13 protein-coding genes are annotated in these 14633 nt (G+C 42.6%); 8 read left to right on the top strand and 5 right to left on the bottom strand.

Annotated elements, in window-relative coordinates; translation table 11 throughout:
- Window positions 1-13: 13 nt before the first annotated feature.
- Window positions 14-325 (bottom strand): hypothetical protein, encoded by a 312-nt coding sequence (locus CWC04_RS08020; protein ID WP_054983336.1) that lies wholly within the window; start codon window positions 323-325, stop codon window positions 14-16.
- Between the two features lie 132 nt (window positions 326-457).
- Entirely contained in the window at window positions 458-931 is a 474-nt protein-coding gene (gene greB / locus CWC04_RS08025) for a transcription elongation factor GreB (RefSeq protein ID WP_004588245.1), read from the bottom strand.
- 184 nt (window positions 932-1115) lie between these two features.
- On the opposite strand from greB, the gene ompR reads away from it, so the two are divergent.
- Both ompR and envZ read left to right on the top strand, forming a co-directional pair.
- A complete protein-coding gene (ompR, locus tag CWC04_RS08030) occupies window positions 1116-1835 on the top strand; it encodes an osmolarity response regulator transcription factor OmpR (RefSeq protein WP_004587537.1) in 720 nt (239 codons plus the stop codon).
- Between the two features lie 5 nt (window positions 1836-1840).
- A complete protein-coding gene (gene envZ / locus CWC04_RS08035; RefSeq protein WP_024033891.1) occupies window positions 1841-3157 on the top strand; it encodes a two-component system sensor histidine kinase EnvZ in 1317 nt (438 codons plus the stop codon).
- A 45-nt stretch (window positions 3158-3202) separates the two neighbouring features.
- On the opposite strand, the gene CWC04_RS08040 is transcribed toward envZ, so the two are convergent.
- Window positions 3203-5245, bottom strand: coding sequence for a glycoside hydrolase family 97 protein (locus CWC04_RS08040; protein WP_138685096.1), 2043 nt, complete (start codon window positions 5243-5245; stop codon window positions 3203-3205).
- A 159-nt stretch (window positions 5246-5404) separates the two neighbouring features.
- Between CWC04_RS08040 and CWC04_RS08045 the strand changes: the two genes are divergently transcribed.
- The gene (locus CWC04_RS08045; protein WP_138685097.1) at window positions 5405-6028 is read left to right on the top strand and encodes a methylamine utilization protein; all 624 of its coding nucleotides are present in this window, start codon (window positions 5405-5407) and stop codon (window positions 6026-6028) included.
- On the top strand, window positions 6018-7244 hold the full coding sequence (locus CWC04_RS08050) for a hypothetical protein (RefSeq protein ID WP_126008487.1): 1227 nt from the start codon (window positions 6018-6020) through the stop codon (window positions 7242-7244). The genes CWC04_RS08045 and CWC04_RS08050 overlap by 11 nt, the downstream gene beginning before the upstream one ends.
- Before the next feature lie 76 nt (window positions 7245-7320).
- Here CWC04_RS08050 and speE read toward each other — a convergent pair whose 3' ends face one another.
- The gene (gene speE, locus CWC04_RS08055) at window positions 7321-8184 is read right to left on the bottom strand and encodes a polyamine aminopropyltransferase (RefSeq protein WP_138685098.1); all 864 of its coding nucleotides are present in this window, start codon (window positions 8182-8184) and stop codon (window positions 7321-7323) included.
- Window positions 8185-8381: 197 nt separating this feature from the next.
- On the opposite strand from speE, the gene speA reads away from it, so the two are divergent.
- The 4 genes from speA to CWC04_RS08075 all read left to right on the top strand — a co-directional run bounded on the left by speA (window position 8382) and on the right by CWC04_RS08075 (window position 13407).
- Window positions 8382-10262 (top strand): biosynthetic arginine decarboxylase, encoded by a 1881-nt coding sequence (gene speA, locus CWC04_RS08060; RefSeq protein ID WP_029773672.1) that lies wholly within the window; start codon window positions 8382-8384, stop codon window positions 10260-10262.
- A gap of 64 nt (window positions 10263-10326) precedes the next feature.
- Window positions 10327-11205, top strand: coding sequence for a 1-acylglycerol-3-phosphate O-acyltransferase, YihG family (yihG, locus tag CWC04_RS08065; RefSeq protein ID WP_004587544.1), 879 nt, complete (start codon window positions 10327-10329; stop codon window positions 11203-11205).
- 28 nt (window positions 11206-11233) lie between these two features.
- Window positions 11234-12154, top strand: a complete 921-nt coding sequence (gene yihG / locus CWC04_RS08070; protein ID WP_138685099.1) for a 1-acylglycerol-3-phosphate O-acyltransferase, YihG family — start codon at window positions 11234-11236, stop codon at window positions 12152-12154.
- Window positions 12151-13407: a mechanosensitive ion channel family protein gene (locus tag CWC04_RS08075; protein WP_004587546.1), complete on the top strand. Its 1257-nt coding sequence runs from the start codon at window positions 12151-12153 to the stop codon at window positions 13405-13407. Before yihG (CWC04_RS08070) ends, CWC04_RS08075 begins: the two co-directional genes overlap by 4 nt.
- Here CWC04_RS08075 and chrA read toward each other — a convergent pair.
- Window positions 13367-14521: a chromate efflux transporter gene (chrA, locus tag CWC04_RS08080; protein ID WP_138685102.1), complete on the bottom strand. Its 1155-nt coding sequence runs from the start codon at window positions 14519-14521 to the stop codon at window positions 13367-13369. The genes CWC04_RS08075 and chrA overlap by 41 nt on opposite strands.
- Window positions 14522-14633: the final 112 nt, after the last annotated feature.

Here is a 14633-nt window from a genome sequence, read left to right on the forward strand (position 1 = left end):
GTAAAATTGTGAATTAAATTAAATAGCTAGGTGGACCACGTTGATATGCCGTACTAAAAGGACGGTTTAAGTTTGTACTTTGGTAAAAAGATGAAACAGCATTAGGTAGCGGTTGAAACAACCTAATAGCAAATGCATTAACATGAGAATCTAAGTCAATGTCGGGGGTTGCTTGGTCAGGAAATTCACAAGCGATAAAATGATTAGATACACTGGCGTTATCTATACTTACTTCGGTGGTATTGGCATGCAGAGTCAAACTCACACTCATTAAAAGTGCAAACAATACGGCATTACTACATATGCGCTGTACTAAGTTTGACATAGCCACTACCTTAAAAATCAGGTTAAAGATAAACCTGCTAAACCGATATATATCCTAATGAGATATATTACACAATAAAAAATTTACCTGATCTGAATCAAAGTAGTTATTTATTAATAATGTTATGGGGGACTATTTTTGATATTCAATACTATTTACATACCATTCTTTTTTACCTTGCGGTGTAGGTACCTCAAAATCATCGTCTACTTGTTTTTTTATCAGGGCGCGCGCCATAGGTGAGTCAATTGATATGTAGTCTTTACGGTCGTATATTTCATCAGGCCCTACAATTCTAAATTTTTTAACCTCGCCTTGCTCGTTTTCTATTTCTACCCATGCGCCAAAAAATACTTTACCGTCTTGCTGCGGTGAGTAATCAATAACTTTTAAATCGGGTAGGCGTTTGCGCAAATACCGAACACGACGATCAATTTGGCGCAGTAAGCGTTTATTATATTGATAGTCTGCATTTTCTGAGCGATCGCCAAGGCTTGCCGCCCAGCTCACTATTTTAGTGACTTCAGGGCGTTTAACGTTCCATAAATGGTCGTGCTCTTGCTGTAACTGCAAGTAACCTTCGCGGGTTATTAAATTTGTTTTCATGGGCTTTTATTCATTAACTCTAATGCTGTGCACGTTATTAAAATTGCTAAAATTTGTCGAGTGTAAACTTTAATATTATAACTTTGAAATGTTCAGTAACAATCTAAGCGCGCAATTAGATTTTGATTATTAAGTTTTTCATTTATATTAACTATTAATTGGAAATAAAAATAAGAAACACGCAATGGGACACGAAACCACAAAAGTATTAGTTGTAGATGACGATATGCGCCTGCGCAGCTTACTAGAGCGTTATTTAGTAGAGCAAGGCTTTATTGTTAGAACCGCCGCAAACTCAGAGCAAATGGATAGACTCATTGAGCGAGAGAACTTTCACTTAATGGTGCTTGATTTAATGCTACCTGGCGAAGATGGTTTATCTATTTGCCGCCGGCTACGCCAAAAAGAAAACGAAATCCCTATTGTGATGCTGACAGCAAAAGGCGATGAGGTCGACCGTATTATAGGCCTTGAACTAGGCGCAGACGACTACATCCCGAAACCGTTTAACCCGCGCGAATTACTGGCTCGCATAAAAGCTATTTTACGCCGCCGCGCCAAAGAAGTGCCGGGCGCACCCGCAGCGGAAGAAAACTTAATAGCCTTTGGGCAATTTACGCTTAATTTAGCCACGCGCGAAATGAGCGAGGGCGATAAAACCATTTCACTCACCAGTGGTGAATTTGCCGTACTTAAAGCCCTTGTATCGCACCCGCGCGAGCCACTGAGCCGCGATAAACTAATGAACCTTGCCCGTGGGCGAGATTACAGTGCGCTTGAGCGCAGTATTGATGTGCAAGTATCGCGACTGCGCCGCATGATAGAAGTAGATGCTGCCAACCCGCGCTATATTCAAACTGTATGGGGTTTGGGTTATGTGTTTGTTCCTGACGGTGATAAGTAGTTTATATGGGATTTTTTCCGCGTAGTGCGTTTGGACAAACTGTATTTTTAGTGGCCGCTTTACTGCTAATTAACCAAATAGTGTCGTATGTAACGGTGAGCTTTTACGTTGTAAAACCAACCATAGAACAAGTAAATTTAATGCTCGCAAAGCAAATTAAAACGGTATTTATAGACTGGGAAGACGGCGTAGAAATAAACGACGAAGTATCTGAAAAGTTTTTTGAAATTACAGGTATAGAAGTGATGACGCAGCGCGAGGCAATGCGCCAAGGGCTTGGTCAAACCCGAGAATACTCGATGCTGTCGCGCAGTATGTCTGAGCAATTAAATGGTTCTGCTCGGGTGCGTATTAGTCAAACCGACCCGCTGATTTATTGGGTAGAAGCGCCGCAAGCACCAGGTTATTGGGTAAAAGTACCGCTTAGCGGGTATCAAGAAAATAACCTCGAATTTTTAACGTTTTATTTATCAAGTATTGGTTTTTTAAGTGTGTTAGGCGGCTGGCTATTTGCTCGGCACTTAAACCGCCCACTAAAGGCGTTGCAGCAAGCAGCCGTGAAAGTGGGTAAGGGCGATTTTAGTAGTAAGCTTGAAGAAGAAGGCTCCAGTGAAGTAATAGAAGTTACCCGTGCATTTAACCAAATGTCGCGCGGTATTGCCGCTCTTGAAAACGATCGCCGTTTACTCATGGCCGGTGTTTCTCACGATTTACGCACTCCGCTTACTCGTATCCGCCTTGCCACCGAAATGATGAACGATGAAGATGACTACCTTCGCGAAGGCATCATTTACGACATTGAAGATATGAATGGCATTATCGATCAGTTTATTGAGTATTTACGCCACCACAAAACAGATGAGCTTGCTTGCGAAGATATAAATGCGCTAGTGACTGAAGTGGTTAATTGTGAGCTTAAACAGCAACGCGTTATTACCTTTAAAGGCAACCCCAGCGTAGGGCTTGTCCCGTTAAGTAGTGTGGCTATTAAGCGTGTAATTACTAACATGATTGAAAACGCGCTGCGCTATTCAGACGGCGATATAGAAGTATTAAGCTACTTTAATTCAAACAAAAAATACGTTGTGATAGCGGTAAACGATAACGGCCCCGGTATACCAGAAAGCGAACTAGAATCGGTGTTTGAGCCTTTTAAACAAGGTGACACTGCGCGTGGTAGTGAGGGGAGTGGTTTAGGCCTTGCCATTATTAAGCGTATTATTGATATGCACGATGGTAAAGTTAAGCTAGAAAACCGCCCAGAAGGCGGCCTAAGTGCACAAATTTATTTACCTATAAAAATACAAAACTCTGCACAGTAAGCTGTGCAGAGTTGGCTATTTCCATAACGTTAATAGTATTAAAACTTAAAGTGCTTTAAAGCGGATTGCTGTACCACCACTTGTTGCTAGTTTTAAAGTTAGCTTATCGTTTGCGCTAACTACGCGCTTTTCGATATCTAAATCGTACGGATTGTTTTTCCATTCAGCGTTTTTACCGTCTTGGTATATGTGCGCTTCAAACTTTTTACCCTTTTCTAAAAAGTCGAGTTTTACCTCAATAGTTCGGGCTTTCTCGTCGGTTACGGCGCCTAAGTACCAATCGTTTCCTGAGTATTTATCGCGTTTGCGCTCTTTACGGGCAAAAACAATAAAGTCGCCCACTTCGCCATCAAGCGCAATACTTTGCTGCCAATCGGTTGGTACGTCTTGAATAAATTGAAATGCATCAGGCTTGGCTAAATAGTTTTTAGGTAAGTCGGCGGCCATTTGAATCGGGCTATACAGCACAACATAAAGTGCAAGCTGCTTGGCAAGCGTTGTTTGTGGGCGGTTTGTATCATCGCCTAAGCCATTAAAGCCCATATCAAAAATACCAGGGGTAAAGTCCATAGGCCCTGCCAGCATTCGGGTAAACGCCAGCATAGGAATGTGCTCTGGTGGGTTAGGCGGCGTGCCCCATGCATTAAACTCTTGGCCGCGTGCCCCTTCGCGCGCAATCCAGTTTGGGTAGGTACGGCGCAGGCCGGTGTCTTTTATCGGCTCGTGGGTGTTAATACTAATTTTATGTTTAGCAGCCAGCTTTACGTTGTAAAGGTACTCGTTAACCATAAATTGGCCGTCGTGCCACTCATGACGGGCAATGCCGTTTTCGTCAATGCGTTTTATGTTTCCGCCATCCGCTACATAGCCCGTTTTAACTTGGCTTACGTTTGATTTTTCGTAAAGGGCAAAGGCATCCTCCATTTGGTCACGGTAGTTACTTACATTACCCGATGTTTCGTGGTGGCCAATTAACTGCACGCCTTTTTGTTTGCCGTATTGAGTAAGAGCCGCTATATCAAAGTCGTCGTATGGTTGTGTAAAACTAAATACATCGCCATTAAAAAACCAGTCACCATCCCAGCCTATGTTCCAGCCTTCTACTAGTACGCCATCAAAGCCATATTCTGCGGCAAAGTCCATGTAGTACTTAGTGGTTTGTGTAGTGGCACCGTGTTTTTCGCCGCTGCCCCAGGTTTGCGTGTTTATATGCATGCCCCACCAAATACCCACGTATTTGCCAGGTTTTACCCACGACACATCGCCTAGTTTATTAGGCTCGTTTAAATTTAATATTATGTCTGAATTGACTAAGCCTACCGCGCTGTCGGCAATTTGAATGGTGCGCCAAGGGGTATTAAACGCACCTTGTTTTTTAACGGCAATGCCGTCTGACCACGGTGTTAAATCGGCATTAAAAGTGCCTGGGCGGCGCTGATTAAGCACCATGCCTGCGTAATCCACTAACGCTGCTTCATGAATGCTTATATGGGTACCGTCATTGGTTTTTAAGGTAAACGGCGTGTGTGCAAGGGGGACGTCATTTAATGCAGTGGTGTTGTAAACGTATTCGTATCGGTTCCAGCCGCGGGCGGGGATCCACCAGGCGGTGGCATTGTTGTTATTGTTAATGGCAAATTCGGTGAGCTCTTTGGTAATGTGTGTTTGCTCAAAGCCTGCTTGTTTTGGTACTTCGTATCTAAACCCAACGCCACTATCAAAAGCTCTAAAGCGCACTGTGTAGGTTGCACCATTAGGCTCGTTTTTTGTAAACGTAACCGCAACTTCGTTGTGTTTATCAGTAACCGTTTGTCGCTCGCCCCAAGGTTGTTGCCACTGGGTATTTACGCTTTGCTGCTTAACATGGGTAATTTTAAAACCATCGCTAAATGCGGCTTGGGTTTTAAATTCAAAACCCAGGCGCGATGCGTTTATAGCTGGTTTGTTTTTAAAGCTAATAGCGTAGCTGGGTGTGCTATTTTCATCTGAAATAGTCACTTTTATTTGTGAGTTTGGTGATTCAACTACAGCGGTTTGTGCAAAGCTATTGCCAGCAAACGCCAGTAGTAAAAGTGCGGATGTTCTCATTGTGTGTCCTTTGATGAGTCGGTGGTGACCTTTAAGGATAATGGCAGTGAGTTGTTAATACGACTGTCTACATACGTATTCAATGTTTTAAAAAATAGAAAGAATTTAACGGTTTAATCGGTCTATAATGTAAACAAATTGATAATAGCGATTAGCCCCATGATAAAACCCTTACTAAGTGTGTTACTGCTATGTATGAGTACTTGCGCAGCAGCAACAACAATAACTATAAAAAATGCCAATAATCAGCCTTTAGCAAATGCGGTTGTGTGGCTAAGCGGGGCATCAATTCAGGCCGGCAATCAAGCAAGTAAAACCTACGCAATGAGCCAACAAAACCGCGAGTTTACGCCGCGTACGTTAGTTGTTCCGCAAAATGCAAAGGTAGAGTTTCCTAATGCCGACTCTATCATGCACCACGTCTATTCGTTTTCTAAAGCTAAAACCTTTGAGTTGAAACTTTACAAAGAACAGCCTAAAGCGCCCATAACGTTTGATCAAACAGGGGTGGTTGAGCTTGGCTGTAATATTCATGACTGGATGCTGGGCTATATTGTGGTGGTTGATAGCACCGTTTTTGCAATTACCGACGACAACGGTATGGTTAATTTAACTGCCCCTAATGGGCAATACAGCATGAGTGTATGGCATGCTGGCTTTAGCGATATAAGCAACGTAGAAACCCACAGCGTTAATGTAAGCGAGTCACCTATACACTACACCGTAAAGCAGGCCATAGCCGAGCAAATAGACTTTGCTACGGATGAATTTGATGACTATTAAGCGCAAAAATACAGTATTACTTGGCTTACTTTTTATGAGCCTACCGGCTTTTTCGCAAGTTAAAGGGCTTATTCAGGTACGTGCGGTTGCAAGCGATGATACACAAAGCTTTCAAGATGGCGGTATTGGTTTATATCGCCATGGAGATAGCAGTGATAGCATTTTGTTATCGCAAGGAATTATAGACTTTAAGGCCGATTTAAGTAGCGCCTGGAGCGCACATGCCGTTGTTAATGCTAATCAAGAGCCGAAAACCACATTAGGTTTAAGCCAAGCGTATTTACAGTATCAGCCGTTAGTAAACAGCCGTTATAAATGGCATGTAAAGCTCGGTGGGTTTTATCCTAGTATGTCGCTAGAAAACCCCGATATAGGCTGGACCTCGCCTTACAATTATACTAATTCGGCCATAAACAGCTGGCTTGGCGAAGAGCTTCGCACCATAGGTGGTGAGCTTAGTATTAAGCGCCCAGGTAAACGTTTTAATTCTAAGCATAGTTTTAGTGTGAGCGCTGCTATTTATAAAGGGAACGACCCAACAGGGACGCTGCTTTCGTGGCGCGGATTTGCGCTGCACGACAGGCAAACAACATTTAACGAAAGTGTACAATTTGCACCTATTGCGGCATTAAATAGTGACGAATTACGTTGGCAAGCTAACCAAGTACTGCCTTTTGAAGAAGTAGATGGCCGCTTTGGCTACTATGCCGGTGTGCATTGGGATTATTTAAAACGCTCGCAGTTTAGGTTTTATTATTACGATAATAACGCCGAGCCCAGCATTTTTAATCGCACAACAGGGCAGTATGCTTGGCATACTCGCTTTGGCAGCTTAGCGTGGTTATATAAATTTACAGGTAAAACCCGTTTGATTGCCCAGCTACTCGATGGTAAAACCGAAATGGGGGCTAATAAGCTTATTTATAACCGTTTTTATAGCCATTATTTAATGCTCAGCCATAAAGAAGGTAAGCATAGGTTATCGCTTAGGTATGATTATTTTAAAGTAGACGACGATGACACCACCGCTTTTGACCCTAACGCCAGTCACGGCGAAGGCTTAACAGCTACGTGGCGTTACCAATTAACCGATATGGTACAAATAGGTGTTGAAGGCTCGGCGCTGCATAGCTTTGTACAAAATAGGCCGGGTAGTGGGTTTGCTCAGCGAATATCGCAGCAGCAACTTATGGCTAACGCTCAATGGCGCTTTTAACTGTGGCACTTTTAAAAAATAGATTTTAAAAAAGGGAGCTTTTAAAGCTCCCTTTTAGTTTCAAAAAAAGTGTGAATTATTTTTTATCAAATGCGCGTTTCATAAAGTTTGGTGTAGCAAGTGCGCCGTGATGAATGCCGCTGTTGTAGTATTCGCTTTGCTGTGCAACTTGCTCGGCATCGGCTTCTCTAAAGCCATCAAATGCTTGTGATTTACGAGCAAGCGTTACTGACCATAAACCGCTTGGGTAAATTGGCTGTGGAAATGGCAGTGTTTGTAAGTCGTTAAAGCCCACACTTAGCATGGCCTCGCGCATTTCTACTAGCAGTGGCATATGCATTAATGGCGATTCGCTTTGCTGCACTAAAATACCACCAGGGCGTAATGCGTTTAAGCAGCTAGTGTAAAACGCGTGGTTAAATAATCCCTCGCCTGGGCCTACTGGGTCTGTACCATCAACAATAACAACATCAATAGACTCGCCCGCAGCGTCACGCATGTATTTAATACCATCATCAAACATAACAGTTGCGCGTGCATCGTTGTTAGACTCACAAAGCTCTGGGAAGTATTTTAACGACATTTGCGTGACTACTTCGTCTATATCTATTTGCGTTACGGTTTCTACACCTGGGTGTTTTAAAACTTCACGTAATGTACCGCAATCGCCGCCGCCAATAATTACCACGTTTTTAGGTTTTGGGTGCGCTAAAAGTGCAGGGTGGCTAATCATCTCATGGTAAAAAAAGTTTTCGCGGGTAGTTACCATAGTACAGCCATCGATGATCATTAAATTACCAAAGTCTGTGGTTTCGAACATTTCTACCTTTTGAAAAGGAGACTGTTTTTCATCCAACTTTTTGTTGATACGTAATGAAAATGCGCTGCCATCGCGGTCGCTAATTTCTGTAAACCACTTACTTTGATCTAAATTTGCCATAGTTGCTTTTACACTTTTTAAGTTGAGTATGAAAAAAGGGCAATTCTGCCAGTGCTTCGCGTTTTGCTCAATGAAATTTTAACTGCTTTGCCAATAAAGTTAGCCAGTATCGAGTTAAAGTTCAATTTTTGTTAGCGTAGGGGGTAGTGACGTATTAAAATGCGCCTTTATAGCTAATTGATTAAAGAAGAGTTGCCATGACTTGGGGTTTAGAAACAGCACGCGCTACATATAATGTTGCTCATTGGAGCGATGGCTATTTTGATATTAACGCACAAGGCGAGTTGGTTGCCTACCCAGATGGTGACCAATCTAAAAATGCGATTTCTTTAACGCAGCTCACAGAGCAATTTAAGCAGCAAGGTTTAACATTGCCGGTGTTGGTGCGCTTTACCGATATTTTAAAAAATAGAGTAGATACACTCACTCATGCATTTACCTTAGCGCGCAGCAGCCGCGAGTACCAAGGCAAGTACACGTGTGTATACCCTATAAAAGTAAATCAGCAACGCTCGGTGGTCAGTAAACTATTGGCGCACCCAAGTGGTTTAGTTGGCCTAGAGGCCGGTTCAAAACCTGAGCTTATGGCAATTTTAGGGGTAGCCGATAAACCCATTACTATTGTGTGCAATGGCTATAAAGACAGTGAGTTTTTACGTTTAGCCTGTATTGGTCAAGCCATGGGGCACAGCGTTAAAATAGTCGTCGAAAAACTCTCAGAGCTGACGACCTTACTTGAAGAAATAGATAACCTAGGCATAGAGCCTGCCATTGGTATACGTATTCGCTTAAACTCAGTAGGCAAAGGTAAGTGGCAAAATACCGGCGGCGAAAAAGGCAAATTTGGCTTAACCGCAGGCCAAGTACTTAGTGCTGTTGAGGTGCTTAAAAAGCATAATAAATTACATTTAATGCAAATGGTGCATTTTCATATTGGCTCTCAAATTGCCAACATACGCGACATACACCGCGCCCTGCGAGAATGCGCGCGCCACTTTGCTGAACTTACCCAGCTAGGAGTGCCGCTTAATACCGTTGATGTAGGCGGTGGCTTAGGGGTTGACTACGAAGGCTCAGGCTCACGCAGTGCTTGCTCGATGAACTACACCGTTGAAGAATACGCACGTAATGTGGTTAATGCTTTTGCTGAGGTGTGCGACCAACATCAACTTACGCACCCAGCCATTATCACCGAATCAGGGCGTGCTTTAACAGCGCACCACGCGGTGTTAATTACCGATGTAATAGACGTAGAAAAAGCGCCAAATCATCCAAATCCAGAACCGCCACTTAAAAACAGTGCGCTAGTGCTTGATGAAATGTGGCAGTGTTTACAGCGTTTAAACCCGCGTATGGCGCTAGAGATTTATCACGATGCGATGCACTTATTTAGCGAAGCGCACGACCAATACGTGCATGGGTTAGTAAGCATGCTAGAGTGGGCGAAAATAGAGCAATTATACTTTACTATTTTGCACCGAGTACGCGCATCACTTAGCAATAACGCGCGAGCACACCGTGAGGTACTTGACGATTTACACGAAAAGCTAGCCGATAAGCTATTTGTTAACTTCTCACTGTTTCAGTCGTTACCTGATGTATGGGGCATTGAGCAGTTGTTTCCAGTTATGCCAATCGAAAATTTAGATAAACCGCTTACCCAGCGCGCTATTATTCAAGATATTACCTGTGACTCTGATGGGCAAATTCGTGAGTACGTAGAAGGCGCGGGCATAGAAACCAGTTTACCTATACCTGAGTACCAACATGGCGAGCAATACCATATAGCCATGTTTATGGTAGGGGCTTACCAAGAAATTTTAGGTGATTTACATAACTTATTTGGCGACACCGACTCAGTGCATGTAGAGCTTAACGACGACGGTTATGTATTAACCAATGCCATTAAAGGTGATAGCGTTAAGGATGTATTAAAGTTTGTTGACTATGATAGCGCCATTTTGGCACAAAACTTTGAATTATTGGTCAACAAGCTAGCAGTGTCTGAGCAGTGTAAAGCAGGATATTTAGCCGAGCTTAATGCCGGGCTTGAAGGTTATACTTACTTCGAAGATTAACCGTACACTCTTAGAATTAAAAGCGTCGCTGTTTGGCGCGCATTGTTTAAAGGAAAGTAAATAAATGTCAGTAATCCGCAGTGTATTAAGTATTATGCTTTATACAATAAACACACTTATTTGGTTTGTGCCTATTTTTGTTTGTGGGCTATTAAAATTAATCCCTATCAAGCCTATGCAAAAGCTTTTAAGCTGGGTTGCTAAACAGTGCGCCACTATTTGGGTGTCGGTTAATAGCATTAACCAACGCTTATTCACGCCAACCAAAATTAACGTTACCGGCCTTGAAGAAACCAAATTAAAAGACTGGTACTTAGTGATTGCTAACCACCAAAGCTGGGTAGATATATTAGTACTGCAACGTGTATTTAATCGTAAAATACCTTTTTTAAATTTCTTTTTGAAAAAAGAGCTAATTTACGTGCCAATTTTAGGTCTTTGCTGGTGGGCGCTCGACTTTCCGTTTATGACCCGCACCAGCAAAGCGCAGCTAAAAAAGAACCCAAAGCTACGTGGTAAAGACATAGAAACAACCCGCAAAGCCTGTGAAAAATTTAAAGAAATGCCAGTAAGCATTGTTAATTTTGTAGAAGGTACACGTTTTACAACACAAAAACATGCTCGCCAAAATAGCCCTTTTCCGCATTTATTAAAGCCAAAAGCAGGCGGGATCGCATTTGTAATGCAAGCCATGGGTGAGCAGATATCTAAAGTGGTTAATGTGACCATTCATTACCCCGATGGCATCCCTACGTTTATGGACTTTGCCGGCGGCAAAGTGAAGCAAATTAATGTGCATGTAGACATTCGCCCAGTAAGCGAGGAGTTGATTGGTGATTACACTGGCGACTCTGAGTTTAGAGTCGGCTTTCAAAGTGAATTAAACCGTTTATGGGAAGAAAAAGAGCACACGCTTTTGCAGCTCGAACAAAACCATAAATAATAAGGTAATAAAAAATGGGCTTACAATTATGCTAAAAAAGTGGTTACCAAATTGGCTCAATGGCTTAATTGTAGGCTGCGTGATTTTTTCAAATGTAATCATTTTTGGCACCTTAGTATTACTGCTAGGCTTAATAAAGCTTGCCCTGCCTTTTTCTATAATTAACACCATACTGCATAGCGTGTACCGAGGCTGGTGTAACGGCAATCGGTTTGGCTTGTGGCTGGGCTGCGCCAATATAAAAGTAAACATTAACGGCGATGTAAACTCAAAAAGTTGGTACTTACTAATTTGTAACCACATGAGCTGGTTAGATATTGTGGTACTTAGCTCAATTAATGCTTTACCTGCACCAAAGTTTTTTTTAAAAGACGAATTAAAGTATGTGCCATTTATTGGCTCTGGTGCATGGGCTATGGGCATGCCTTTTATGAAGCGCGTAACTAAAGCGCAGCTTGCTAAAAACCCCAAGCTTAAAGGGCTAGATGTTGAGCGTACCAAGCAAAGCTGTCGTAATTTTAGGAATAATCCCACCACCATAATTAATTTTGTTGAAGGCACCCGCTACACGCACGCAAAGCATGCAAGCCAGCAAAGCCCGTTTAAACATTTACTCAAGCCCAAAGCGGGCGGGATTGCCTTTGCACTTGAGGTACTTGGCGAGCAATTTGACGCCATGCTAAATACCAGTGTGGTGTACAGCGGCAGCACAAGCCATGTTTGTCGTAATATTTTAAAGGGCGAGCTTGATTCAATTTATGTTTCTATTGACGTTGTTGCTATAAACCAGCAAATGTTAGGTAGTTACCAACACGACAAAGCATTTAGAAGCCACTTTCAAAAGTACGTTAATGAGCTATGGGTTGCTAAAGACGCGCAACTTGCCAGCATTTATGCCCAACACGATTTACCTGAGCCTCCCATTTGTAAGGAAATAGAAACACTATGACCAATACCCACCTGCAGGAGCTAATCGCTCCTTGGTTTGAAAAAGTACCCGACGCAGATTTTTTAAGTGCAATTACTGCAGCCTCTATTGGTGTTTTTTCGTTGTTAGTGGTGTATTTATTTACACGCCGATTAATGCTGCCAGGCATTCAAAAAGTGGTAACTAAATTATCTCCAGAGCGCATAGGGTTACTTTCTCCGTTGCTTACAAAACTTAATAAGCGCATAGCCGGTATGCTATGTAGCGTGCTTTTTTTAGCAACCTTCGACAGCGTTTACCCTGTTAATGAGCTCAGTGCAGAAATACTAAAAACCATTGGCCAAGGTATATTAATTATTCATGTAGGCTTTATTTTTAGCAGCATTGTAAGCATTGCCGGCGCTATTTATAACCAGCTAGATTTTGCCCGCGAAGTGCCAATTCAGGGCTTATTACAAGTTGTTAAGCTGATCACCTTTATTGTGTGTGCAATTTTAATAGTCAGCATTGTGCTTGAAAAATCGCCTACCTATATTTTGTCGGGTTTTGGTGCGATAGCCGCTGTTACTTTATTGGTTTTTAAAGACACTATTTTAGGCTTTGTAGCCAGTATTCAAATTGCGGCAAACCGATTAGTTACTTACGGCGATTGGATTCAAGTAGAAAACTACGGCGCCGACGGTGAAGTAATAGACTTAGGGCTAAACACCGTAAAAGTGCGTAACTGGGATAACACCATTACGACTATTCCTACTTATATGCTGGTAGCAGGGTCGTTCAAAAACTGGCGAGGGATGCAAGAGTCTGGCGGCCGACGTATTAAGCGCTCACTTAATATTGATATGCACAGCATATGCTTAGTAAGTGACGAATTTAGAAAACAAATAGATGCAGCTATACCACTGCATGAATATATACGTGTTGCCTCGCTGCCTGATCCGGTCTCTAACTTAGGCTTATTTCGCCGCTACGCCGAGGGCTATTTAAAGCAGCATAACAGAATAAATACCTCACTGACGCTCATGGTGCGTGAGCTACAACCAATGAACCACGGATTACCGATTGAGTTTTATTGCTTTAGTGAAGACAAACGCTGGATATCTTACGAGCATTTACAAGCCGAAATTATGGATCACTTATTGGCAGTGTTGCCAGTATTTGGCCTTAGAGCGTATCAAAGTGTTAGCGGACAATTAAGCCCGCCTAATGCACAGCAAACCGATAAGCCGACCTTTAAAGTAATGGCAAATAGTGCTGAACAAGACCCACACTAGTAAATAAAGCTAATAGCCACCAAATAGGTGGCTTTTTCATTCTTAGCCATGCAAAAGCGGCAATAACCAGTGCAACCTGCCATAGGCTGTGAACGGCTGATGTCCAAATAGGTGAGTACAAAGCCGCCGCTAAAAAGCCGACTACGGCAGCGTTAAGCGCAGCAATAGAGCTTGCAAAGCGAGGTTTACTTGCCAGGTTTAACCAGCTTTTTTGAAACGCCAGCATTAATAAAAAACCCGGTGTAAAAATAAGTAGGGTTGCAGCTATGGCCCCTATTAAGGGTTGCTCTGAAGAGAGTTGCGCGCCTAAGTAAGTAGCTATTGTAAACATGGGGCCAGGGATAGCTTGAGCACTGGCATACGCACTTAAAAATTGATCGTTACTTAGCGCTGGTACGCCAGCTTGCAATACAGGCAATACCACGTGTCCGCCCCCAAATACCATAGCGCCCGCTTGGTAAAAAGGAGCAAACAAAGCAAGGCCATCACCTAAAGGTATAAAGCTAATAGCGAGTAGTAATACAAATAAGCCTAAAGGGAGCCACCTAAACGCGCTTTTAGTATCTGCTTTAGGCTCAGTCTGGGTGTTGAGTTGTAACAGAGGCCAAATTGCGCCTATAGCAGCGGCACTCACTAAAATAGCTATTTGCGTGCCAAGTAAAGGAAATAGTAATAAAGCCAAGGTACTCATTACTGCGATAAGCTTGAGCGCAGCGCTTGTACAAAAGCTTTTTGCCATAGTGAGTGTTGCATCGGCCACAATAACAACCGCAAATAGTTTTAAGCCCGCAATAATAGCAAAGTAAACAGCATCAAACTGATGCGCGCTTACCGCTAATAACAACATGATTAAAAAAGACGGTAAGGTAAAGGCTATAAATGCGGTAATGCCACCAATAACCCCCGCCCGCTCAACACCAATTGCAAAACCCACTTGGCTTGAACCAGGCCCGGGCAGCGCTTGGCTTAAACTAATAAGCTGCGCGTAGCGGGTATCGCTTAACCAGTTTAATGTGTCTACAAAGTGGCGTTTAAAATAGCCTAAATGGGCAGCAGGGCCACCAAAACTCATGCAGCCAAGTAAAAAAAACTGTCTAAAAATAGCGACTAACATTGAGCTCATATCCTTTTAAAAGTTCATTAAATTGTCACAAAGGAGTATGACACTTTTATTAAATGCATACATTAATTCGTAATTTACAAATAATACCAATCCACTTAATTAA

Origin of the sequence: Pseudoalteromonas sp. S2893 (genome assembly GCF_005887105.1) — a bacterium.
Taxonomy (GTDB): Bacteria; Pseudomonadota; Gammaproteobacteria; order Enterobacterales; family Alteromonadaceae; genus Pseudoalteromonas; species Pseudoalteromonas atlantica.

Excerpts from the sequence above, each read along its gene's own strand:
- CWC04_RS08020 (WP_054983336.1), bottom strand. The coding sequence starts at position 325 with ATGTCAAACTTAGTACAGCGCATATGTAGTAATGCCGTATTGTTTGCA.
- greB (WP_004588245.1), bottom strand. The coding sequence starts at position 931 with ATGAAAACAAATTTAATAACCCGCGAAGGTTACTTGCAGTTACAGCAA.
- ompR (WP_004587537.1), top strand. The coding sequence starts at position 1,116 with ATGGGACACGAAACCACAAAAGTATTAGTTGTAGATGACGATATGCGC.
- envZ (WP_024033891.1), top strand. The coding sequence starts at position 1,841 with ATGGGATTTTTTCCGCGTAGTGCGTTTGGACAAACTGTATTTTTAGTG.
- CWC04_RS08040 (WP_138685096.1), bottom strand. The coding sequence starts at position 5,245 with ATGAGAACATCCGCACTTTTACTACTGGCGTTTGCTGGCAATAGCTTT.
- CWC04_RS08045 (WP_138685097.1), top strand. The coding sequence starts at position 5,405 with ATGATAAAACCCTTACTAAGTGTGTTACTGCTATGTATGAGTACTTGC.
- CWC04_RS08050 (WP_126008487.1), top strand. The coding sequence starts at position 6,018 with ATGACTATTAAGCGCAAAAATACAGTATTACTTGGCTTACTTTTTATG.
- speE (WP_138685098.1), bottom strand. The coding sequence starts at position 8,184 with ATGGCAAATTTAGATCAAAGTAAGTGGTTTACAGAAATTAGCGACCGC.
- speA (WP_029773672.1), top strand. The coding sequence starts at position 8,382 with ATGACTTGGGGTTTAGAAACAGCACGCGCTACATATAATGTTGCTCAT.
- yihG (WP_004587544.1), top strand. The coding sequence starts at position 10,327 with ATGTCAGTAATCCGCAGTGTATTAAGTATTATGCTTTATACAATAAAC.
- yihG (WP_138685099.1), top strand. The coding sequence starts at position 11,234 with ATGCTAAAAAAGTGGTTACCAAATTGGCTCAATGGCTTAATTGTAGGC.
- CWC04_RS08075 (WP_004587546.1), top strand. The coding sequence starts at position 12,151 with ATGACCAATACCCACCTGCAGGAGCTAATCGCTCCTTGGTTTGAAAAA.
- chrA (WP_138685102.1), bottom strand. The coding sequence starts at position 14,521 with ATGTTAGTCGCTATTTTTAGACAGTTTTTTTTACTTGGCTGCATGAGT.